This is a genomic window from Rhodococcus sp. IEGM 27, from assembly GCF_033142305.1.
Taxonomy (GTDB): domain Bacteria; phylum Actinomycetota; class Actinomycetes; order Mycobacteriales; family Mycobacteriaceae; genus Rhodococcus_F; species Rhodococcus_F oxybenzonivorans.
Window position 1 is genome coordinate 824299 of record NZ_JAWLSG010000003.1, and the last position, 22587, is coordinate 846885.

The window sequence follows — 22587 nt, forward strand, 5'->3', positions numbered from 1 at the left end:
AAACTAGCTGGTCGAGACGTTGTTCGCGGCCTGCGAGAGCTGCGGAACCAGCTTCTCGAGCAGCCACGGCATGCTCAGGACATTCGGGGAGCTCGACGCGAACACCAGCGGCGGGTCGGTCAGACCGATGTAGGAGTTGGTGCGCACCGACTTCAGACCGGCGAACAGCGGGTTCGACTGCACCTCGTTCTGCAACTCCGGCGACAGATACCACGCGAGCAGAACATCCGGGTTGTACGTGGGCAGCAGTTCGAGGCTGACCGGAGCCGCGAACTTGGTCTGATCGCTTTTCTCCCGAAGCTGCTGCGCGAGCGGGTCGACGGTGAACCCGAGGCTCGCGAGCATCTTGAGCCGCGGATCGGTGTCGAAATAGAAGTTGTACGAGCCCGGCTCGGTGCCGCTACCGAACGTCACGGTCTTGCCGGCGAACTCGGGATGCTGCGACTTCTGCTCGGCCAGCGTCTCCTGCGTCTTCGTGACCAGTTCCTCGGCCTGCGCGGACCGTCCGAGAGCCTTTCCGACGGTGGTGATCTGGTCTTCCCAGCTGGTCGCCCAGCGCCGTTCCGGATATGCCACCGTGGGTGCGATGGCCGACAGCTTGTCGAACTGCTCCTGGTTCAGTCCCGAGTGCACGGCGAGGATGACATCGGGATCGAGCGATGCAATCTGCTCGTACGGCATCTCCTTGCTCGACGCCGTCAGCAGGGTGGGCTCGGCGTTCGGGTCGAGTTCCTCGAGGCGTGCGCGCGACCACGGCAGGAGGCCGTCATCGGTTCCGGTATCGGACTTCATGTTCTGGACGGCGACGGGAACGACGCCGAGCGAGAGTGCGGCATCTTCGCTGCCCCAGCCGAGCGTGATCACACGCTCGGGGGCTTCCGTGATCTCGGCGGTGCCCAGTGCCGACGAAATCGACACCGGGAAGGCCGACGCATCGGCCTGTCCGGTGGCGGATGCCGCCGAGTCGGTCGAGTCGGATGTCGACTCGCTGCAGGCACCGGCGAGCAGAGCGGTTGCCGCGAGCATCACGATCCCGGCTCTGCGCCAATATCTTCCGGACGTTGTCATCGATCTCCCTGTTCTCTTACTTGATGGGTCTGTGGGGTGTGTGAGCGGAACGCGGCCAGTGCCTCGTTCACCACCGTGCCGACCTCCCCGATCCAGCGGGGTTGGGTCATGTCCTTGTGCTCACAGTCGAGGTCGTGATTGACGATCGTGCCGTTCACGAAGGGCTCCCAGAGTCGGTGCGTGGCCGCAGTGGCGGGATTGCGTGCTGCCGTGAAGAAGAGCAGGTCGGAATTGACGACGATCTGCGAGGGCTCGGACTCGAGGCGCACGGCGTTGGCGAAGTTGTCGATCATCGCAGCGGGCGTGTGCTCGTTGATGCCGGCGAGTGCGCTGCCCTCGCCGCGAAGGATGTCGATCACCCGCTGCCTCGTCAGTCCCTCCGCGAGCAGCGGTTCCGGGTCGTACCCGACCATGTACAGCAGTGCGGCCAGCGCGTCCTGCTCCGTCGGCATGGACGCCCACGCGTCGGACGGGAAGGAGTCGAGCATCACCAGCATGCCCAGCTCGTCACCCTGCTCCTGAAGCGCGCCTGCGATGGCGTGTGCCACCACGCCACCGAGCGACCAACCGAGGAGGTGGTACGGCCCGGTCGGTCGCACCGCGCGCATGTGCTCGAGGTACTCGGCGGCCATGTCCTGAAGGGTCTCGGGTGGGCGTGAAGAGGTCGACAGGTTCGACGCCTGCACCCCGTACAGCGGGTAGTCGGAGTCGATGTGCCGCAGCAGTCCCGAATACCCCCAGCTGATCCCGCCTGCCGGGTGGAAGCAGAACACGGGCGGCCGCGAGCCCTCGGTGCGGAACGGCAGCAGGACGGCGAGCGCGTCGGCGTCGGAATCGTCGTCGAGGCGGCCCGCGAGTTGCGCGACGGTCGGCGCGGCGAACAATGACGCCACCGTCGCGGTCACGGACAGCCGTTTCGAGATCTCACTCATCAGCCCCGCGGCCATCAGCGAGTGGCCACCGAGGTCGAAGAAGCTGTCGTCGATACCGACTCGCTCGAGACCGAGCGCCTCGGCGAACAACTGGCACAGCACTTCCTCGCGTGCCGTGCGGGGACCGCGTTCGGACACCTGCAACGACAGGTGCGGGACGGGCAGCGACGACTGGTCGAGCTTGCCGTTAGGGAGGGTCGGAAACTCCTCGACCGCAATGAATGCCGCGGGAATCATGTAGTCGGGCAGGCGGCTGGCGGCACGGCGGTGCAGTTGGTCGGGGTCGATGCGGCCGCCGGGAACCGACGTGGCATACGCGACCAGACGTTGATCACCGGGCCGGTCCTCACGCACCACGACCACGACGTGCTCGACGTCCGGGTCGCCGGCGAGCACGGACTCGATCTCGTTGAGTTCGATGCGGAACCCTCGCACCTTGACCTGCGTGTCGGCGCGGCCGGTGAAGTAGATCTGCCCGTCCCGGCCCCACCACACCACGTCCGATGTCCGGTACATGCGGGTGCCGGGGTCTCCGAACGGGTCGGCGACGAATCGTTCGGCGGTTCTGGTGCTCTGGTGACGATAGCCCTGGGTGACGCTGGCTCCGGCAAGATACAGCTCACCGGATACCCCGGGTGGCACCGGCCGCAAGCCGGAATCCAATACGTACGCATGCTTACCCGGATCGATGACGCCGATCGGCACCGGGCCCTCGTGTCCCGGCCGCACCAGGGCCAGCGTGGCATTGACCGTGCATTCGGTGGGACCGTAGGCGTTGAACAGCCGCCGACCGGGCGCATACCGCTCGATCAGCTGGGCAGGGAGTTTCTCGGCACCGAGCATCAGGTCGACTCCGTCGGGGATCGAATGCTCGGGCGGGAACGCGGCCGCGAAAGATGGGGGGACGCCCACGAAGTTCACGCGGTGGTCGCGGATGACGCGCGCGAGCGGTTCACCCGGGACCCGGTCTGCGTCTGTGGCGACCACCAGGGTTCCGCCCGACAGCAGACCCCACATGATCTGCCAGAACGCGAGATCGAAACTGATCGAGGAGAAGTGCAGTGCCCGGGTAGTGGAGTCCATCCCGATCACGTCCGACTGCAACGACAACAGGTCCGCGATACCGCGATGCGGAACCACGACGCCCTTCGGAACACCGGTCGAACCGGACGTATAGATCAGGTATGCCGCATCATCGAGTCGCAGTGGCCGGATGCGATCACGGTCTGTGACAGGTACGGCGGGGTGCGCGGACAGAAGCGTCCGAACCTCGGGGTCGTCCAGGTCGATCAGCGGAACGCCGGTGCCCAGCGCGCCGCGATCCGGTACCCCGACGGACGAGGTGACGACGGCGACCGGGGAGCCGTCGGCGAGCATGTGCGCGATCCGGTCCGCCGGATACGTGGGGTCGATCGGTAGGTAGGCGGCACCGCTCTTCAGCACGGCGAGAACGGCGACGATCAACTCGGCTGATCGGTCGAGCGCGAGGGCGACCACGTCTCCCGGTCCGGCGCCCCTCGCAATGAGAAGGCGTGCAAGCATATTCGCGCGCGCGTCGAGCTCGCCGTACGAAAGGGACGTCGCCGGCCGGACACCGCGTCCCACGGCGAGAGCCTCGGCGTCCGGCGTGCGGGCCACCTGCGCGGAGAAGTACTCGTCGAACGTGCGGGGCTCGATGCTGTGGCCCCGGTGTGACCACGTACCGAGCACCTGCGCACGCTCGACGTCGGTGAGGATGTCGAGTCTGGCGATGGATTCGTCATGACGGGCAACGAGTCGCTCGATCACCACGACGAGGCGATCGGCCAGCGAATCGACGGTGGCGTCGTCGAACAGTTCGGTGGAGTACTCGATGGTCACGTCGACCCCACCCTGACCGGCGTGTTCCTGGAAGCGAAGTGCCAGGTCGAATTTCGCGGACGTGGCGTCGAGCATCCGCACCGACGATTCCGTGCCGTCGAACCGCTGCGGTGAACCGTCGTCCTTCCAGTGCGACAGCATCACCTGGAAGAGCGGATGGCGGGCGCTGGACCGCGGCGGGTTGACCAGTTCGACGATGCGGTTGAAGGGGACGTCGGAGTGGTCGACCGCCTCGAGGTCGACCCTCCGCACGCGGTCGAGCAGCTCGTCGAATGTGGGAGCCCCCGACACATCGGTGCGAAGGACGACGGTGTTGACGAAGCAGCCCACCATGCCGTCGAGGTCGGGGTGGCTGCGGCCGGCGACGGGGACGCCCAGGGCGATGTCTTCACCGGCACCGAGCCGCTCCAGCAGCACCGCGACGGCGGCGTGGACGATCATGAAGAAACTGGCGCGCCGTTCCGTCGCGAGCGCTTCGATCGCGGCATGCAGCGACGGCGGCAAGGTGCGGTGCACGCTGGCGCCGCGATGGGTCGGCAGCGCTGGGCGCGGACGGTCCGTGCGCCAACCGAGCTCCAGTGGCAGCCCTGCCAGTTGCTTCTCCCAGTAGTCGAGCCGGCCGCCGGAGGCACGTTCTCGCTGCCAGACCGCGACATCCGGATACTGCAGGGGGAGAGGTTCGAACACCGGCGGGCGGCCGGCGCGGCGGGCGTTGTAGGCGAAGGCCAGGTCGCCGAGCAGTTTCGACTGCGACCACTCGTCCCCGATGATGTGATGGATCAACAGGACGAGGGTGTGCTGCGGTTCGTATAGGACGGCACGCAGCGGCGGTTGCTCGGCCAGTCCGAGGCCCACCGTGGTGATTGCCGAGATGTGGGCTTCGATGTTGCCGATGTTGCCGACGCGTTCGAGGCGGACCTGTGACTGCTCGGCGGGCAGCACAACCTGATGCGGAACGGAGTCGACGAGGGGAAAGACCGTACGCAGCGACTGATGCCTCGTGACGACGTCAGCGAGTGCAAGGGTGAGCGCGTCGGAGTCCGGCGCGACGTCGAAGTCCACTGCCAGGCCGAGAAGATACGTTCCGCCGCCCGCGGCGCTGTCGAGGAACCAGAGCCGTTCCTGGGCAGGAGACAACGGCACAGCCGTGCCCTCGGGAATGGTCCGCGCGAAAGGGCCGGAAGCGGTGCCCGTTCTCCCGGTCTCGTCGACGCGCGCGGCCACTGCGGCCACGGTGGGATTGTCGAAGATCGTCGCGACACGCAGCGCGACACCGAGTTCCGCACCGATCGACGACACCAGCGCGGCCGCCAGCAGGGAGTTGCCGCCCAGCGTGAAGAAGTCGTCGTGAATGCCGATCTGCTCGGCCCCGAGCACAGCGGTGAACAGGGGAAGGATGCGGTGTTCGGTGTCCGTGCGGGGACCGTCGGCGGATGCCCCACGCCAGCGCGGGACGGGCAGTGCTGCCTTGTCGACCTTGCCGTGGGACGTCAGCGGCAACCGATCGAGAAGCATCAACGTGGACGGTGTCATGTACCCGGGGAGCGTGCGTATCAGGTGCCCCCGCACCACGTCCTCGATGTCGTCCGGATCGGTCCCGGGTTCGGGCACGACATACCCGACGATCCTGTCGTCCCCGGCCTTCGGTGCATAGACCGTGGCGACGGCGGCACGCACCCCGGACACCGCGGTCATCGCGGCCGTGATCTCGCCGAGTTCGACGCGGTACCCACGCAATTGGATCTGGTCGTCGATCCGGCCGCGGTAGTCGAGGGAGCCGGTGGCGTCGTAGCGCGCGAGATCGCCTGTGCGGTACATCCGTTCCCCGCCCGGCACGAACGGGTCGGCGACGAACCTGCTCGCGGTCAGCCCGCGACGGCCGAGATACCCCGGCGACACACCGGGCCCCGACACATAGATTTCTCCGGTGATGCCCGGCGGTACCGGACGCAGCCCCGGTCCGAGGACGTAGGTGCGCAGATCACGGAGGGGAACCCCGATGTCGAGGGAATCTGGAGTGGTGACCCGAGCTGCCGTGACATGCACTGTGGTCTCGGTGATGCCGTACATGTTTATCAGTTCGGTGTCACCAGGCGAACCCGCGGCGAACCAGGAACGCAGTACGGCGGGATCGAGTGCCTCCCCGCCGAAGACGACGTAGCGCAGGCGAAGTCGCTCCCGCGCACCCTCGGCGTCCAGTGCATCGACCAGATGGCCGAAGGCCGACGGTGTCTGGTTCAGCACGGTGACACCCTCGTCGACCAGCAGCGCCGCGAGGTCCGCGGGCGAGGTGACGACATCCTCCGGGACGGTGACGAGACGCCCGCCGTGGAGCAGGGCTCCCCACATCTCCCACACGGAGAAGTCGAAGGCATACGAGTGCAGCAGTGGCCAGCAGTCGTCGGCGGTGAAGGTGAACCACTCACGGGAGGCCGCGAACAGGCGCATCACGTTGCGGTGCGGGATGGGAACTCCCTTGGGCACACCGGTGGAGCCGGACGTGTAGATGATGTACGCGATGTCGCCGGCGCGAACCCTGCTGTCCGGGTAGGTCGAAGGTTCGGTCTCGGTGACGTGGTGGTCGATACGGGGGAGGTGGCCCAGCAGTTCGGTGGAGCCGATGGCCAGAGTCGGTTCGGCGTCTTCGAGGATGAAGCGGACGCGTTCTGCCGGTGACGAGGGATCGATGGGCAGGTAGGTCGCACCGCACCGCAGGACAGCAAGGATCGCGACGATCAGTTCGGTGCCCATCGGCAGGCTGACGGCCACCACGGTGCCGCGGCCGGCGCCTGCGTCCTGAAGTCGACGCGCGAGAATCCCACTGCGGCAGGCGAGTGCCCGGTAGGTCAGCTCGTTCACCGCCCGACGATCCGCGTGACGGCCGGCCTGCGCAAGGAACGTGGAGACGATCGTTTCGGCATCGGCATCGGCATCGGCATCGGCCTGCTGAGTCCGGTGCAGTCCGGCCGACGACTGCCACAGCGCCCACTCGTCGTCGGCGCAGAGGTCTACTGTCACTACCGGCCCGGGCGCGGACGAGAGTCGCTCGAGGTACTGCGCGAACCGGTGCAGGTGGACCCGTATCTCGTCTGCGCTGTATACCAGCGGATTTCCGGCCCATTCGAGGGCGAGGTGGTCACCTGCGCCGGTCACCGAGATCACCACGTCGTCCACCGGCCCGGTGGCCACCTGATGGATCACACCGCGCGACGGGCCGAAACGTAGTGTCGCGTCGAAGGGTTTGACGTTGACCACCGGCCCGCCGACTGCACTCCGATGGGTGTTCCGGACCCGCTGGAACGGGCGCGCTTTCGTCAGCTCGGCCGTCGTCCTGGCGATCACGTCGCCGAAGGTAGGGCGCCCGCCGAGTGAGACGCGGAGCGGCACGACGTTCGTCGCGGTGACCGGCGACGCGAGTTCCACGCCTGTGCGCGCGAGCAACGGGACCCGGAGAGTCACCTCGTCGGCGCCGGTGTGGGCGGCGAGGTAGCCGGCGGCCGCAGCGTAGACCGCGTCCGCCCACGTGGCGCCGTGCGCAGAGGCGGAGTCGCGCAAGCCGGTCGACACGTCCGGCCCGAGTGTGAGTGCGACGCGGTGCGGATCCGCAGTCGGGCGGCGGGTGGTGTCGGTGAAGGTGACGGAAGTGCTTGCTCGCGGCTGCGGTTCGGGTAGTGCGGAGTCGAGTTGCCGGGCCTGCTCGACGTGATCACGCAGTGTGGGAAATCGGGCCGGCCGTGGATCGGTGCCCTGGTGGAAAGCGGTGTAGAGGGCCGCGACCCGTCGCGTGAGAAGCGAATAGCCGTACGCGTCGAGAAGAACGTGTGGGGCCCGCAGATACCAGAGAGCACCGGTGTCCACGCGGATGACGGCAGTGCGCAACAGCGGACGGGCCGAGAGGAGGTCGAGCGGTCGGCGGACATCCGCCCGCATCCACTCGAGGGCGGCGTCCCGGCTCAGCTCCAAGGTTTCGACCTCGGGACTGTGATCGTGCAGCTGCAGTACGTCGACGGGTTCGGCATCCGGCTCGGCGTCGAACCGAACCGACAGCACCTCGGCTTCGTCGATCACCGTGCGTACGGCCCTCGTCAGCGCCCCGATGTCCACGGTTCCGTCGATGTCGACGTACTCGGCTGTGGTGTAGGCCGATCCGGTCTCGTCGAGCTGATGCCCGACCCACAACTCACATTGAGCAGCGGTCAGGCACAGTGCTGTACTGCCCTCCGCAGTTTCCGCGGCGGACGGCGACGATATCGAGAGGGACATCTGACGGTGCTCCTGGTAGTTGTCGGCGTGGTATTTCCGGATTGCGACCTCTGCGGTGGTCAGCCGACTTCGAGGGGGGCGAGCGCGGATACCAGGGCGTCGGTGGTGAGCACCGAGCCGCATCGCTTGGACGCGTACGTCAATGCCATCAGATGCTCTTCGCGACTGAAATCCGCGGTCGCGTCGGAAACGAGGAAGGGTTGGACGTCCGACATGAAAGCCTCGGCCGCACTGAGCATGCACCCCATGTGCGTGTAGACGCCGGTGACGATCAGCTGATCACGACCGTGGTGGCCCAGCAACTGCCGGAGGTCGGTGCGCTGAAATGCCGAATACCGCCACTTCGTCACCTGGATGTCGCCGGCGCGTGGTGCCAGCGGTTCGATCACCTCGGTGTCGCGGCCCGACGAAAGTCCGGGGCCCCAGAAATCGGCGAGAATGCCACGTCGTGAGGGGTGCTGGTCGCCCGGTTGCATCGTGTAGACGACGGGAATCCCTGCAAGCGAGCAGGCTTCGCGAATCCGGATCATGTTGGCGAGCGCGGTCGACATCGGCTCCGCGTGCACGTCGTAGGCGTCGATGAAGTAGTTCTGCATGTCGTGGATGAGCAGTGCGGACCGTCGAGGGTCGAGACGCCAGGAGGCTTTCGATTCGGGTACTTCGGAAACATCCGGAATCGGGTACGTCGCAATCGGCGGGATGGCCATGTATTCCCTCACTGTCGGTCGAGCCTTGGAAGAACCCCTCGGACATTCGGTTAGGCTAACCTTTGCTCGATCGCTTGTGCAATCGGTACGTCCTGCGCTGGGGGAAGACCGGAGGAGGCGTCGCACAGTAAGGTGACACACCGGTGGGGGCCGGTCACGGGCCTCACGTGCCGGAGCCGCCGAGCCAGGAGAGACCGTTGACCAAGCTGCTGTTGTTGCTGCTGATCGTTGTCGTGATCGTCGGCATCGTGCTGATTCTGCGGAGCCGGACAGGCAAGAAGTCTGCGCCCCCAGCCCGCGTCGATCCGCTCGCCGACTACCCCGAGGTGTACGACCCGTACAAGATCGGTGTCGGCGACATCATCACGTACGCCGGCATCGACCACGTGGTGCGCGGCACGATCACCCTCGACGAAGAGGGATACATCTGGCACGAACACCTTCTCGACGGCTCGACCGGGCAGCGGTGGCTGACCGTCGAGAACGACGAGGGCAACCTCGAGATGACGCTGTGGATGCGGCGTGAAGGCACCGGACTCGAGCCGAACGGTGACGTCATCCTCGACGACCGGGTGCACCGGCAGATCGAGCGGGGTACTGCCTCGTTCACCGCGGAAGGCACTACCGGGACGGCGCCCAGCGGCATCGTCGACTACGCGGACTACGAGACCGCCGACAAGACCGGACTGCTGTCGTTCGAGCGCTGGGCCCGGACGCAGTCGTGGGAGGTATCCACAGGCCGCGCCGTCACCCGCAGTGAGCTCACCGTCATCCATTCGGGTCCACCGCAATGACGTTGCACATCCTGGACGTCGAGTCACGGGATGTGACGGCCCGCGCACTCGGTCTCGTCGTGAACGCCGAAATACCGGTTCCGCTGGCACAACTCACCGTCGTGAACGGCGACGACTCCGTCGTCCTCGGTGTGCTCGGTGCGTCACACGCGGTCAGAGCCTCTCTCGGCGGGCACCACATCACCGAGCAGGTGTCGTGTGATGCGGTGCGGGCCGGTGGGCAGCCGCTGCCCGTGTCCGAGAGGGCGAGTGGATACCACTTCAGGTCCGACACCCGGACGGTCGACCGCGTCCACCTCGAAGAAACTGCAGACTGGTTGCGCCGTCAGGCCACCGAGGCGGACGGGTGGATCTGCGGATCGTTCCCCGGCGACCCCACCGCGTTGACGGCCCTGACCGCACAGTCCGGGCACGCGGGCGGGTGGGCCTGGCAGACCTGGCACCTGTATCCGGGCGAGAAGGACGGGGTAATCGTGGAGACGCGGAGCAGGTGGCAGCCATGACACGCAACGCCAGGCGGGCGCTGATCGCCCCGCTCCTACTCGTGATGCTGGTGCTCACCGCTTGCGGCGGCAACATCCGCGATTTCATCGGAGACACGTACGCGCTCCAGAACACCTCCGGCGACGCCAGGACGTACACGTCCAAGGATCCCATCGGAACTACGGTGTCGAAAATTGTCAGCGAAGAAGCGCCGGCCGCCCGCAAAGCCGACGGTGGCAGCGAGTACCTGCGCTACGACGACGACATCGTCACCGTCAGCGGGGCTCCGGGCGGCGGCAGCCTCATCCGCGTCGAAGACATCGACGGCCGATACCGAAGCGGTGGATTCGCCTACCTGGGGCCGGGATTCAACCCCGGCTCACCGGCCGGCGGCGCGGGCGGCAGTGGCGGATCCGGCGATGCCAAATGACCATCGACTTACAACTCGGGAGTAGTGCGTGAACATCACCTATACGGCCGCAGCCACCGAAATCGGCACCGTCGACGCCGGGCTCCTCGTAGTCGGGATGCTCGGAACCCTGGCGTACTTCGTGGTCGGGATCGCCGTCCTCGGGGTCGGCTTCCTGGTTCTCGACCTGGCGACACCCGGCAACCTCCGGCACCAGGTGTACATCGACAAGAACCCGAATGCGGCCATCCTGCTCGCGTCCAACCACCTTGCTCTCACCGTCATCGTCGTCGCGGCCATCCTCACGAGCGACGACGGGTTCGCCCAGGGTCTCGCCGATTCCGCGGTCTACGGTCTGTTCGGGGTACTCCTGCAGGTGATCGCGCTGCGTCTCATGAACCGTCTACTGCCGGGGCAGCTCGTCGAACTGGTCGGCAACCCGAAGATGTGTGGTGCCGCGTGGGCGGTCGGAACGTCGCTCGTCGCCATCGGGCTCGTCAACGCCGCCGCGCTCACCTGAACCGATGACCACGGTGGCGGCACAGTCCGAAGCGAAGCGGGCGCTCGACGGACGTTCCCGCGTCCTCCTGCTCGCGGCGGTCGCCGCCTGTGCAGCCTGCGGTTTGATCTACGAACTGGCATTGCTCACCCTCTCGATCAGCCTCACCGGCGGCGGCATCACCCAGACCTCCCTGATCGTTGCCGGATTCGTGGCAGCCCTGGGTGTGGGCGCTCTCGCGGCCAAACCTCTGCTCTCCCACGCCGCCGTGTCGTTCGTCGCCGTGGAGATCGTGTTGGGCCTCGCCGGGGGATTCAGCGCAGTCACGCTGTATGTGACGTTCACGTTCTTCGGTTCCAGCGCAGTGGTTCTCGTCCTCGCCACAGCGATCATCGGTGTCCTGGTGGGCGCCGAAGTGCCGCTGCTGATGACTCTGCTGCAGTCGGGGCGGAGCGACAACGACGCCGAAACGACGGGCAAGGTGCTGGCCGACCTGAACGCCGCCGACTACGCGGGCGCACTCGTCGGGGGATTGCTGTGGCCGTTCGTCCTACTTCCGATCGCCGGCATGATCCGCGGCGCCGCCATCACCGGGATCATCAATCTCGTGGCGGCTGCGGTCGTGGCGCTGATCCTGTTGAGGTGGCAGCTGAGCGTGCGCACTCGACTGCTCGCGGTGGTCGCGCTGCTCGTGGCGGCCGCAGGTATCGCCGTGTTGCTGATGCGCGCCGACAATATCGAAACCACATCACGGCAACGGCTGTACACCGACCCGGTGGTGGCTGCCGAACGGTCGCAGTACCAGGAAATCGTCATCACCGAACGCGGCGGCGACGTGCGTCTGTTCCTCGACGGCGACCTCCAATTCTCGAGCGCCGACGAGCACCGCTACACCGAATCCCTCGTCTACCCGGCGATGGCCCGCAACCCGGAGAGGGTGCTGATCCTCGGCGGGGGTGACGGTCTCGCCGCCCGCGAAGTATTGCGGCTGAACGGTGTGCGAGAGATCGTGCAAGTAGAACTCGACCCCGCCGTAATCGAACTCGCCACCACCCGCCTCGCCGACCTCAACAAGGGTGCACTGCAGGATCCCCGCGTGCACGTCGTGATCGACGACGCCTTCCGGTGGCTGCGGGATCCACCCGTCACCGGCTTCGACGCCGTCATCGTCGATCTTCCGGATCCCGACACCCCGGCACTCGGACGCCTGTACTCCACCGAGTTCTACGGGCTCGCGGCCCGAGCGCTCGAACCCGGCGGCCTGATGGTCGTGCAAGCGGGGAGCCCCTATTCGACACCGGACGCGTTCTGGCGGACCACCTCTACGGTCGCGTCGGCGGGCCTGAGTGTCACGCCGTACCACGTACTGGTGCCCAGCTTCGGCGACTGGGGGTTCGTCCTCGCCTCCCCGGAGTCCGAGGCGCCGTCGCTACGCCTCCCGTCGGACGCGCCCGAACTGCGATTCCTGGACGGCCCCACTCTCGCGGCGTCCGCGGTCTTTTCCCGCGACCGACCCCCGCGCGAACTCGAGCCCTCCACGCTTGACAGGCCGCGCATCGTCGACGACATGCGTAGGGGCTACCAGCGCTGAGTGCTGCGGCTCCGCCGCCTGTGAGTACTTCTTAACCACCGAGTGTTAATAAGTACTCACGGGCGCAGTTGGTTAATAGATATACTAAATGTGAGGTGGCAGGCAGTCGGCCCGCCACCCGGTCGCGATAGGGTTTCCTTATGACCGATGACGCTGCGCCGGTGCCTGTCGAGGTGCCCGAGCGCCTCGACTTCTGGTCGTTCATCGAGCTGGCCAACCGACGTCTGAGCACCGAGTACGGTTCGACGCACCAACTGGCGACGCAGGTTCTGCTCACGCTGAACCGAGCGTCCAATGTGGTGACCTACGACCTCGAGTCGTCGATCCACCGTCCGCGAGGGCTGTCGTGGTCGTCGTTCCGGCTGATGTTCGTCACCTGGCTGGCCGGGCCGATCGATGCGAAGAGTGCGGCCGAGCTCACCGGCATGAGTCGGGCTGCGGTCTCCAATCTCACGAAGTCCCTGGTCGGCGCCGGTCTGATGGAACGAACACCCGATGAGCGGGACGGCCGATCGGTGCAGCTGTCGCTCACCGAGCGCGGTCGCCGGGAGATCGGGGAGATCTATCGTGAGCAGAACGAGCGCGAACATGCGTGGGCGAGCGTGCTCACCGAACCTGAGCAGCGCATCCTTGTCATGCTGCTCGACAAGCTGATCACCAACCGTAGCCAGTTCGACGTTCGCGGACGCAACTAGATCCTTCCCGGCGTCGTTATCGGTCTGTGCTTGCCATCACGCCCTCAAACTAGTTAATGTGTTTACTAAGCGACGACACATCGAGGAGGCCGGTCATGGCGTTCTATCGGCAGGCGGGCAACATCCCGCCGAAGCGGCACACGCAGCACCGTGACGAGGACGGTCAGCTCTACTTCGAGGAGTTGATGGGTGAGGAGGGTTTCTCCTCCGATTCGTCGCTGCTGTACCACCGGCACATTCCCTCGGCGATCGTCGACGCCACGGTGTGGGAGCTGCCAGACCAGACAACCACGCCCAACCATCCGCTCTCGCCGAGGCACCTGAAGCTTCACGACCTCTTCCCGGAGTCGGTATGGGCGGGAACCGACGCCGTAACCGGACGTCGGTTGATCCTCGGCAACGGTGACGTGCGCATCTCGTATGTCGTCGCCGGCAAGGAATCGCCGCTCTACCGCAACGCTCTCGGCGACGAGATGGTGTACGTCGAATCCGGCGCGGCCACAGTGGAAACAGTTTTCGGTGCGCTCGAGGCGAAGCAGGGCGACTACGTCCTGATCCCGATGTCGACCACCCATCGGTGGATTCCGACCGGTCCGGACCCGTTGCGCGCCTACGCAATCGAGGCCAACAGTCACATCGTCCCGCCGAAGCGGTACCTGTCTCGGTTCGGGCAGCTGCTCGAGCACGCACCATATTGTGAACGCGACCTCCACGGTCCCGGCGAGACATTGCAGGCCGAGGGCACCGACGTCGAGGTGCTCGTCAAGCACCGCACCTCGCACGGCATCGTCGGCACCCGGATGGTGTACGCCAAACATCCGTTCGACGTGATCGGGTGGGACGGTTGCCTCTACCCGTACACCTTCAACATCTCCGACTACGAACCCATCACCGGGCGCGTGCACCAGCCGCCGCCGGCGCATCAGGCGTTCGAGGGCAACAACTTCGTCATCTGTAACTTCGTGCCCCGCAAGGTCGACTATCACCCCCTGTCGATTCCGGTGCCGTACTACCACTCCAACGTGGACTCGGACGAAATCATGTTCTACTGCGGCGGCGACTACGAGGCCCGCAAGGGTTCCGGCATCGGACAGGGTTCCATCTCAGTCCATCCCGGCGGGCATGCCCACGGTCCGCAACCCGGTGCTTACGAACGCAGCATCGGGGCCGAGTTCTTCGACGAACTCGCGGTCATGGTGGACACCTTCCGGCCCCTCGAGCTCGGTGAAGGAGCGCTGGCGTGCGAGGATTCGGGCTACGCCTGGACCTGGGCGGGACGGGGGCCGGCGCAGTGACCGGCATTCCCGCGCTCTTCACTGGTCTGTGCGACGACGCCGCCCTGTTTCCCCCCGGCAATGCGCCCTTGCCCGATGCCATCCCCGCGCACGCACGTCACCGGACATCACCGTACGCAGACCTGGTCGGCCCGTTCGTCTTTCCGGCGTCCCGGGTGAACGAACTCTCCCCGGCCGAGCTCGACGTGAGTCTTACTCTGCCGGGCGGCCCTGCCACTCTCGAGGCCGCGCTCACGCGCATTGCCGCGGTGGAGGGAGTCACCCCAGTCGCCCTCGAAATCGCGGTTCCGGCGGAGCAGTCGGCCGCGGACTTCATGACCGCAGTGCAGGCCCTCGAGACCTTGACGGCCGGACTCGATGTGTTCGTCGAGATTCCACGCGACGAGAGGCGTCGTGAAGTGCTGGCCGCACTCGTGGGTACGGCGGTCTCGGCCAAGTTCCGTACAGGCGGTGTCGTTGCGGAGGCCTACCCGGACGAAGGTGAACTCGCCGCCGCCATCCACACCGTGGTCGCGACCGGGGTCCCTTTCAAAGCGACGGCCGGACTGCACCATGCCGTGCGGAACACGGACCCGGACACTGGGTTCGAGCAGCACGGCTTCCTCAACGTGCTACTCGCCACCAGGCACGCACTCGGCGGCGCCACGGTCACCCAACTCGCCGCGACACTCGCCGAACGCGACGGCGCACTTCTCGCGCAGGAGCTCGGTGACCTCTCCGACGACGTGGTCGAAGCCGTGCGCTCCTCGTTCCGTTCCTTCGGAACCTGCAGCGTCCTCGAGCCGCTCGAAGACCTCGTCGAGCTGCAGCTCGTTCCGTCATCCGTCCTCTCCACAGAACAGGGAACCTCCGCATGACCACGCTCGACATCCCCGACGATTCGCTTTTCGGGATCGACAACCTGCCGTACGGCGTGTTCTCGACCGCCGGCTCGGCCCCACGGGTCGGCGTGCGGGTGGGGGATTCCGTCGTGGATCTCGCCGTCGCGCTCGGCGACGACGTCTTCGCGCAGCCGACCCTCAATTCCTTCATGGCGCAGGGCAGGGACCGTTGGGTAGAGGTCCGCCGGCAGATCACCGAACTGGCGCAGGGAGACGTCGACGCGGCTGCCGTGTTCGCGGTCGACGAGGTCACCATGCATCTGCCGGTGGACGTGGCGGACTACGTCGACTTCTACGCGTCCGAGAACCATGCCACGAATCTCGGACGGCTGTTCCGGCCCGACTCCGAGCCGCTGATGCCCAACTGGAAGCACCTGCCGGTCGGCTACCACGGTCGGTCGAGCACCGTCGTCGTGTCGGGCACCGACGTCATCCGGCCGTGCGGGCAACGCAAAGCCCCGGCTCAGGACGCCCCCGACTTCGGTCCGTCCCTCCGCCTCGATATCGAGGCGGAGATGGGTTTCCTCGTCGGCGTCCCGACGAAGCTGGGGGAGACCATCACCCCGGACCAGTTCGCGCAGCACGTGTTCGGCGCCGTGGTCGTCAACGACTGGTCGGCCCGCGACATCCAGGCGTGGGAGTACGTGCCGCTCGGCCCGTTTCTCGGCAAGAGCTTCGCCACCTCCATCTCGCCGTGGGTGGTGCCGCTGCTCGCCCTCGAGGCCGCTCGCATCGACACCCCGACCCAGGATCCCGAGCCGCTACCGTACCTGCGCGGCGAGGAGAAGTGGGGCCTCGACATCAATCTGACCGTCGAGTGGAACGGGCACGTCGTGTCGCGGCCGCCGTACGCGCAGATGTACTGGTCGCCTGCGCAGATGCTCGCACACACCACTGTCAACGGTGCCGCCGCCAGTACCGGTGATCTGTTCGCGTCGGGCACCATCTCGGGTCCCGAGAAGAATCAGCGCGGTGCCTTCATCGAACTCACCTGGGGTGGCAAGGAACCGGTCCAGGTCGGCGACGAGACCCGTACCTTCCTCGAGGACGGCGACGAGATCGTCATCTCCGCCACCGCACCGGGTCCGAACGGCAGTCGCATCGGCTTCGGTGACGTCCGCGGTCGTATTCTGCCGGCAGGTGGTAGGCAGTAGGCATGACCCAGAACTTCGTGGACACCACCGTCGAGCCGGACACCGGCGTCGCGTTCCTCACCCTGAATCGGCCCGAACAGCGCAATCCGCTGTCGTCCGAGGCGATGCGGGAGGTCACCGCAGCGCTCCGGAAACTGGGCGGCGACGACACCACCCGTGTCGTCGTCATCAGGGCTGAAGGACCGGTCTTCTCCGCGGGACACGACCTGAAGGAGATGATCGGTCGCACCCTCGAGGATGAGCAGGCCATTTTCGACACCTGCGTGGAAATGATGCAGACGGTTCAGGACATCCCGCAGCCGGTGATCGCGTCGGTGCAGGGCGCCGCTGTCGCGGCGGGCTGTCAGCTGGCCGCGTCGTGCGACCTCGTGGTGGCGTCGTCGGACGCTGTGTTCGGGACTCCGGGTGTGAAGATCGGGCTGTTCTGCTCGACTCCGATGGTGGCGCTCAGCCGCACGATCGGGCGGAAGCGGGCGCTGCAAATGCTCCTCACCGGCGACACGATCGACGCGGCGACGGCCGCCGACTGGGGGTTGGTCAATATCGTTGTCCCCGCCGCGAAGCTCGCGGACGAGACCACTGCCCTCGCCCGGAAGATCACGCAGGCCAGTCCACTGACGGTGAAAATCGGCAAGCAGGCCTTCTACCGGCAGATCGAATTGCCGCAGAATCAGGCGTACGAGGCGATGGCCGACACGATGGCGGCCAATGCCGTCACGTGTGACGCGCAGGAAGGCATGCAGGCGTTCGTGGAGAAGCGGGCGCCGCAGTGGCAGGAGAAGTAGGCGTCGGCATGGTGAAACCTCTGGCGGCATAGTTGGACGTCCTATAACCTTCGGGCATGAGTCTGGATCCGCGTACCGATACCGTCGACGGAGTGCTCCGGCGCTCGGCGGCCAAGTTCCCCGACCGAACGGCTCTGCTCTTCGAGGAGCGAACATGGACGTACCGCGAACTCGACGACGCGGTGAGCAGGGCCGCCGCGTACCTGCGGTCCCTCGGGCTTCGGACGGGGGACCGCGTCGCCGCGTACGGCACCAATTCGGATGCCTACGTCATCGGGTTTCTCGCCTGTTCGCGTGCCGGTCTGGTGCACGTACCCGTCAACTACGCACTGAAGGGTGACGAGCTGACCTACCTGGTGTCGCAGTCCGGCAGCAGTGCGGCACTGGTGGACCCGGCGCTGGCAGGAACACTCGACTCCGTCCGCGATGGGCTCGACCTGCGCCACGTCGTACCCCTGCGCGACGCCGAGGGTTCCTTGCTGTCCCACAGCAGTTCCGGTGACGTACCCGTCCTCGCGGAGCCGGTCGCCTCTACCGACCTGGCCCAATTGCTGTACACGTCGGGCACGACATCGAAGCCGAAGGGCGCCATGATGACTCATGGTGGCCTCGTGTGCGAGTACGTGTCTTCCGTGATCGCGCTCGCGCTGAACGACCGCGACAATCCGTTGATCTGCATGCCGCTCTATCACTCGGCGGGCATGCACGTCTTCATGTTGCCCTACCTGTCGGTGGGAGCTTCGGTGAATCTCATGCAGGCTCCGGACATCCCGGAGATTCTGCGGCGAATCGAGGCCGATCGCATCGGATCGCTGTTTCTCGCCCCGACGGTGTGGGTGCCGCTCGCCGGACATCCGGATCTCGAGACACGCGACCTGTCCTCGCTGAAGAAGGCGCAGTACGGCGCGTCGATCATGCCGGTGACGGTGCTGAACAGGCTGCGTGAACGCTACCCCGACCTCGGCTTCTACAACTGTTTCGGGCAGTCCGAGATCGGTCCGCTGGCCACGGTGCTGCAACCGGAGGAACATGAGGATCGGCCGTCGTCGTGTGGCAAGGCGGTGTTCTTCGTCGAGACGCGGGTGGTGGATCCGGACGGCAACGACGTCCCGGACGGCACCCCCGGTGAGGTGCTCTACCGTTCACCCCAGCTGTGCCTGGGGTACTGGGACAACCCCGACGCCACCGCGGAGGCGTTCCGCGACGGCTGGTTTCACTCGGGTGACCTGGTCACGCGCGACGCGGACGGCTATATCACCGTGGTCGACCGCATCAAGGATGTCATCAACACCGGCGGCATTCTCGTGGCCTCACGGGAGGTCGAGGACGCCGTCTACACGCATCCGGACGTGGCGGAGGTGGCCGTCATCGGGACGCCGGACGACAAATGGATCGAGGCGATCACCGCGGTGGTGGTGCTGCGGGAGAACGCTGCCGGAGTGACACCCGACGGGCTCATCGCGCACGTCAAGGAGCGCATCGCGCCGTTCAAGGTGCCGAAGCAGGTGGTCTTCGTCGACGAACTGCCTCGCAATCAAAGCGGCAAGTTGCTCAAAAGGGAACTGAGAGCGGCACTCTGATCACCGCCTGGTCGACGCCCTCTCGACGAGTTCGACGGGAAGTTGCACCGACTCCACGTCGTGACCGGCGATCAGCGACAGCAGGTGACGCACGCCTGTCGCCCCGATGAGACGGGCCGGTGATCGCACCGTCGTCAGCGGCACCGGTAGCTGGGCGACCACCGGAATGTCGTTGTAGCCGACCAGTGCGAGGTCGTCCGGTATGCGCAGACCGAGGTCGCGGGCGACACCCAGAACACCGATGGCGATGGTGTCGCTGACGGTGAAAATCGCGTCGGGACGTGCGTCGCGGTCGAGTAGGATGCCGGCGGCTTCGACGCCACCCGACACGTCGAAGTCCGAGCGGACGAGGCGGTTCGCGGGCAGTGTGATCCCGTCTTCGGCCAGCGCGTCGCGGAACCCTGCCACCCGGCCGCGGGAGGTGCTGGCGTGTTCGGGCCCCGCGATGACGGCGACGTCGGTGAAACCCCGATCGAGGAGGTGCCGGCCGGCGAGGTATCCGCCCCGGTGGTCGTCACCGGCCACGAACGGCAGGCCGACGTCGGCATGCCGGTTGAGTTGGAGCATCGGCAGAGCACCCACCGACAGCGATTCGACGAACTCCTGTCCGGGGCTGTGCAGGCTGCTGAGCAGCAGCCCGTCCACCTGCCTGCTGACGAGGAACTCGATGGCTTTGCGCTGGGCATCGAGATCGTCCGGCGGGCTGGACAACAGCACCGAATATCCTGCGGCCGTAGCAGTCTCCTCGATGCCCTGGAACATGGTCGCGACCACGCCGTCGGTGAGTCGCGGCATGACGACCCCGAGGGTGGTGGTCTTGCGCGTCCGCAGGCTGGCGGCCCACAAATTCGGCTGGTAGCCGAGTTCGACCGCCACCTCGCGGACCCGTAGCGCGGCCTCCGACCAGCCGTCCGCGGGTTCGGGCTGCCTGAGCACGCGGGACGCCGTCGATACGTGGACCCCGGCGCGTTCCGCGATCTCTCGCAGGGTCGGCGGACGCCCGGACGTGCGTGTCGGGCGGTCCGGCAAGTTCACAGGCAATCCTCGCGCTCGGGGGTGGGGCTACGGCCTGCCGCGTGGTTGACGGCAAGCGGGAACGCGCCCTAGTCTACGTGACGAAATCGTTTGTGCAATCGTTCTCGCGAACGTTTGCACACCAGCCCCACCGGCCCCGTGGAGGAACCATGTCCGACCCGCAGTCCCTGTCCCAGCTCTTCGCTCTCGACTCCCTCCTCGACACCGAGGAGATCGTGATCCGCGACACCGTGCGCCGCTTCGCCGACGAGCGCATCCGCCCCCACATCGGGGAGTGGTTCGAGGCCGGGGCGCTGCCGGTGCGCGAGCTGGCGGAAGGCCTCGGTGAGCTCGGCGTGCTGGGTATGCACCTCGAGGGGTACGGCTGCGCCGGTATGAGCGCCACCGCCTACGGTCTGGCCTGCCTCGAACTCGAGGCCGTCGACTCCGGAATCCGGAGCCTGGTATCGGTGCAGGGCTCGCTGGCGATGTACGCGATTCACCACTACGGCAGCGAGGACCAGAAGCAGGAGTGGCTGCCCCGCATGGCCGCCGGCCAGGCGATCGGTTGCTTCGGCCTCACCGAGCCCGACTTCGGCTCCAACCCCGCAGGCATGCGCACCAATGCCAAGCGGGACGGTGAGGACTGGATTCTCAACGGCACGAAGATGTGGATCACCAACGGGTCCGTCGCGGACGTCGCGGTCGTGTGGGCGCGCACCGACGACGGCATTCGCGGATTCGTCGTGCCCACCGATACCCCCGGCTTCTCGGCGCCGGAGATCAAGCACAAGATGTCGCTGCGGGCGTCCGTCACCTCGGAACTCGTGCTCGAGGACGTCCGGCTGCCCGCTTCCGCAATGCTGCTGGAGGCCAAGGGGCTGTCCGGTCCGCTCGGCTGCCTCAACGAGGCCCGATTCGGCATCATCTTCGGTGCGATGGGTGCCGCCCGCGACTGCCTCGAGACCGCCATCTCCTACGCCCAGGACCGTCAGGTGTTCGACAAGTCGTTGGCCGCCTATCAGATCACTCAGGTGAAGATCGCGGACATGGCGCTCGAGGTCGGCAAGGGTCACCTGCTCGCTTACCATCTCGGACGTCTCAAGGACCGCGGCGAGGTCCGGCCCGAACAGGTGAGCACCGGCAAGCTGAACAGCGTCCGCGAGGCCATCGCCATCGCCCGCGAATGCCGCACCATTCTCGGTGCCAATGGAATCACGTTGGAGTACCCCGTCATTCGGCATGCCAACAACCTCGAGTCCGTACTCACCTACGAGGGTACGTCCGAGGTGCACCAACTCACCATCGGGAAGGCGTTGACGGGCGAGGCCGCGTTCAGGTGAGCGGGTCGCTCGAGTCGGGTCGGCGTGCTTCGCTGGACGGTCTGCTGATCGCCGATTTCGGCCGGGTGCTGGCCGGACCGTACGCCACGATGCTTCTCGCCGATCTCGGCGCCGAGGTGGTGAAGGTCGAGCGTGCGGGCGTCGGGGACGACACCCGGCAGTGGGGGCCGCCGTGGGTGGGTGAGGAGTCGACCTACTTTCAATCGGTGAACCGCAACAAGCAGTCCGTCGCGTGGGACTTGCGCAACCCCACCGACCTGCAGCAGGCGCGGGAACTCGTCGCCCGAGCGGATGTCGTGGTGGAGAACTTCCTGCCCGGCACGATGGACCGCCTCGGCCTCGGCTACGACGCGGTGCGGGATTCCAATCCCGACGTCGTCTACTGCTCGGTGACGGGGTTCGGTGGGCACAACAACCTGCCCGGCTACGACCTGCTCATCCAGGCAGTCGGCGGGTTGATGAGCATCACCGGTCCCGAACCCGGCGTCCCGACCAAGGTTGGGGTGGCCGTCGTCGACGTCATCACCGGGCTGCACGCCGCGGTCGGGATCCTGGCTGCGTTGCGTCACCGTGACCGGACCGGCGAGGGACAGCGGGTCGAGGTGAACCTGCTGTCGTCGTTGCTGTCCGCCCTCGTGAACCAGACGTCCGGGTATGTGGGCGCGGGTGTCGTTCCGCAGGCCATGGGCAACCGGCATCCCAGCATCGCGCCGTACGAGGTCTTCGACACCGGAGACCGCCCGCTCGTGCTCGCGGTGGGCAACAACCGCCAATTCACCTCTTTGGTACAGGTTCTCGGAGTTCCGCACCTCGCCGACGACGAGCGGTACGCCACCAACACGCAACGGGTGGCGCACCGCAAAGAATTGGTCCGGGACCTCACCGAAGCGCTGTCCGCAGGATCTGCCGATGAATGGTTCGAGAAGCTGACCGCGCAGGGTATCCCGTGCGGGCCGCTCAACGACATCGCCGATGCCGTCGCGCTGGCCGAGCGGCTCGGCCTGAATCCGGTGGTCGAGATCGACGATCCACGCCGGGACACACCGGTACGACAGGTGGCGAACCCGATCCGGCTCAGTGCCACTCCGGCGAGGTACCGCAGCGCGCCGCCGCTGCTGGGAGAGGACACCCCTGTGAGTACTTCTTAACCCCTCGCGGTTTGTGCTGTCTACGTTGATGTGAGACACGGGTGTCTACGTAGATGCGAGACAGATTTTAGACGGGTTGAAGTTGT

General features: G+C 66.5%; 17 protein-coding genes. 13 read left to right on the plus strand and 4 right to left on the minus strand.

The window, feature by feature from the left end; all coding sequences use genetic code 11:
* Positions 1-3: 3 nt before the first annotated feature.
* The 3 genes from R4P95_RS14770 to R4P95_RS14780 are packed head-to-tail and all read right to left on the minus strand — an operon-like array spanning position 4 to position 8830.
* The gene (locus R4P95_RS14770) at positions 4-1068 is read right to left on the minus strand and encodes an iron-siderophore ABC transporter substrate-binding protein (protein WP_317743970.1); all 1065 of its coding nucleotides are present in this window, start codon (positions 1066-1068) and stop codon (positions 4-6) included.
* A complete protein-coding gene (locus R4P95_RS14775; protein WP_317743969.1) occupies positions 1065-8123 on the minus strand; it encodes a non-ribosomal peptide synthetase in 7059 nt (2352 codons plus the stop codon). Before R4P95_RS14775 ends, R4P95_RS14770 begins: the two co-directional genes overlap by 4 nt.
* A 59-nt stretch (positions 8124-8182) precedes the next feature.
* Positions 8183-8830, minus strand: a complete 648-nt coding sequence (locus tag R4P95_RS14780; protein WP_213576242.1) for an isochorismatase family protein — start codon at positions 8828-8830, stop codon at positions 8183-8185.
* Positions 8831-9027: 197 nt separating this feature from the next.
* Between R4P95_RS14780 and R4P95_RS14785 the strand changes: the two genes are divergently transcribed.
* The 11 genes from R4P95_RS14785 to R4P95_RS14835 all read left to right on the plus strand — a co-directional run bounded on the left by R4P95_RS14785 (position 9028) and on the right by R4P95_RS14835 (position 18996).
* The gene (locus tag R4P95_RS14785) at positions 9028-9624 is read left to right on the plus strand and encodes a DUF4178 domain-containing protein (RefSeq protein WP_109333725.1); all 597 of its coding nucleotides are present in this window, start codon (positions 9028-9030) and stop codon (positions 9622-9624) included.
* The gene (locus tag R4P95_RS14790; protein WP_317743968.1) at positions 9621-10127 is read left to right on the plus strand and encodes a DUF2617 family protein; all 507 of its coding nucleotides are present in this window, start codon (positions 9621-9623) and stop codon (positions 10125-10127) included. The genes R4P95_RS14785 and R4P95_RS14790 overlap by 4 nt, the downstream gene beginning before the upstream one ends.
* Positions 10124-10537, plus strand: coding sequence for a DUF4247 domain-containing protein (locus R4P95_RS14795; protein ID WP_201453403.1), 414 nt, complete (start codon positions 10124-10126; stop codon positions 10535-10537). The genes R4P95_RS14790 and R4P95_RS14795 overlap by 4 nt, the downstream gene beginning before the upstream one ends.
* Positions 10538-10565: 28 nt before the next feature.
* Positions 10566-11036, plus strand: a complete 471-nt coding sequence (locus tag R4P95_RS14800) for a DUF350 domain-containing protein (protein ID WP_317743967.1) — start codon at positions 10566-10568, stop codon at positions 11034-11036.
* Positions 11037-11040: 4 nt separating this feature from the next.
* Positions 11041-12606: a polyamine aminopropyltransferase gene (locus R4P95_RS14805; RefSeq protein ID WP_317743966.1), complete on the plus strand. Its 1566-nt coding sequence runs from the start codon at positions 11041-11043 to the stop codon at positions 12604-12606.
* Between the two features lie 140 nt (positions 12607-12746).
* Positions 12747-13301 (plus strand): MarR family winged helix-turn-helix transcriptional regulator, encoded by a 555-nt coding sequence (locus R4P95_RS14810; protein ID WP_159923716.1) that lies wholly within the window; start codon positions 12747-12749, stop codon positions 13299-13301.
* A 95-nt stretch (positions 13302-13396) separates the two neighbouring features.
* Positions 13397-14596, plus strand: a complete 1200-nt coding sequence (locus tag R4P95_RS14815) for a homogentisate 1,2-dioxygenase (protein WP_213576246.1) — start codon at positions 13397-13399, stop codon at positions 14594-14596.
* Entirely contained in the window at positions 14563-15453 is an 891-nt protein-coding gene (locus R4P95_RS14820; protein ID WP_397517687.1) for a hypothetical protein, read from the plus strand. Before R4P95_RS14815 ends, R4P95_RS14820 begins: the two co-directional genes overlap by 34 nt.
* On the plus strand, positions 15450-16631 hold the full coding sequence (gene fahA, locus R4P95_RS14825) for a fumarylacetoacetase (protein ID WP_317743965.1): 1182 nt from the start codon (positions 15450-15452) through the stop codon (positions 16629-16631). The genes R4P95_RS14820 and fahA overlap by 4 nt, the downstream gene beginning before the upstream one ends.
* 2 nt (positions 16632-16633) lie before the next feature.
* Complete coding sequence (locus R4P95_RS14830; RefSeq protein WP_317743964.1) at positions 16634-17416, plus strand: enoyl-CoA hydratase; 783 nt, start codon at positions 16634-16636, stop codon at positions 17414-17416.
* 56 nt (positions 17417-17472) lie between these two features.
* Entirely contained in the window at positions 17473-18996 is a 1524-nt protein-coding gene (locus tag R4P95_RS14835) for an acyl-CoA synthetase (protein ID WP_317743962.1), read from the plus strand.
* On the opposite strand, the gene R4P95_RS14840 is transcribed toward R4P95_RS14835, so the two are convergent.
* Positions 18997-20031, minus strand: coding sequence for a LacI family DNA-binding transcriptional regulator (locus R4P95_RS14840; protein ID WP_213576250.1), 1035 nt, complete (start codon positions 20029-20031; stop codon positions 18997-18999).
* 149 nt (positions 20032-20180) lie between these two features.
* On the opposite strand from R4P95_RS14840, the gene R4P95_RS14845 reads away from it, so the two are divergent.
* Positions 20181-21353: an acyl-CoA dehydrogenase family protein gene (locus R4P95_RS14845; RefSeq protein WP_317743959.1), complete on the plus strand. Its 1173-nt coding sequence runs from the start codon at positions 20181-20183 to the stop codon at positions 21351-21353.
* Positions 21350-22501 (plus strand): CoA transferase, encoded by a 1152-nt coding sequence (locus tag R4P95_RS14850; RefSeq protein ID WP_317743958.1) that lies wholly within the window; start codon positions 21350-21352, stop codon positions 22499-22501. Before R4P95_RS14845 ends, R4P95_RS14850 begins: the two co-directional genes overlap by 4 nt.
* Positions 22502-22587 lie beyond the last annotated feature (86 nt).

Coding starts and splice junctions, on each gene's coding strand:
- R4P95_RS14830 (WP_317743964.1), top strand. CDS start 16,634: ATGACCCAGAACTTCGTGGACACCACCGTCGAGCCGGACACCGGCGTC.
- R4P95_RS14835 (WP_317743962.1), top strand. CDS start 17,473: ATGAGTCTGGATCCGCGTACCGATACCGTCGACGGAGTGCTCCGGCGC.
- R4P95_RS14845 (WP_317743959.1), top strand. CDS start 20,181: ATGTCCGACCCGCAGTCCCTGTCCCAGCTCTTCGCTCTCGACTCCCTC.
- R4P95_RS14790 (WP_317743968.1), top strand. CDS start 9,621: ATGACGTTGCACATCCTGGACGTCGAGTCACGGGATGTGACGGCCCGC.
- R4P95_RS14775 (WP_317743969.1), bottom strand. CDS start 8,123: ATGTCCCTCTCGATATCGTCGCCGTCCGCCGCGGAAACTGCGGAGGGC.
- R4P95_RS14770 (WP_317743970.1), bottom strand. CDS start 1,068: ATGACAACGTCCGGAAGATATTGGCGCAGAGCCGGGATCGTGATGCTC.
- R4P95_RS14795 (WP_201453403.1), top strand. CDS start 10,124: ATGACACGCAACGCCAGGCGGGCGCTGATCGCCCCGCTCCTACTCGTG.
- fahA (WP_317743965.1), top strand. CDS start 15,450: ATGACCACGCTCGACATCCCCGACGATTCGCTTTTCGGGATCGACAAC.
- R4P95_RS14815 (WP_213576246.1), top strand. CDS start 13,397: ATGGCGTTCTATCGGCAGGCGGGCAACATCCCGCCGAAGCGGCACACG.
- R4P95_RS14810 (WP_159923716.1), top strand. CDS start 12,747: ATGACCGATGACGCTGCGCCGGTGCCTGTCGAGGTGCCCGAGCGCCTC.
- R4P95_RS14805 (WP_317743966.1), top strand. CDS start 11,041: ATGACCACGGTGGCGGCACAGTCCGAAGCGAAGCGGGCGCTCGACGGA.
- R4P95_RS14780 (WP_213576242.1), bottom strand. CDS start 8,830: ATGGCCATCCCGCCGATTGCGACGTACCCGATTCCGGATGTTTCCGAA.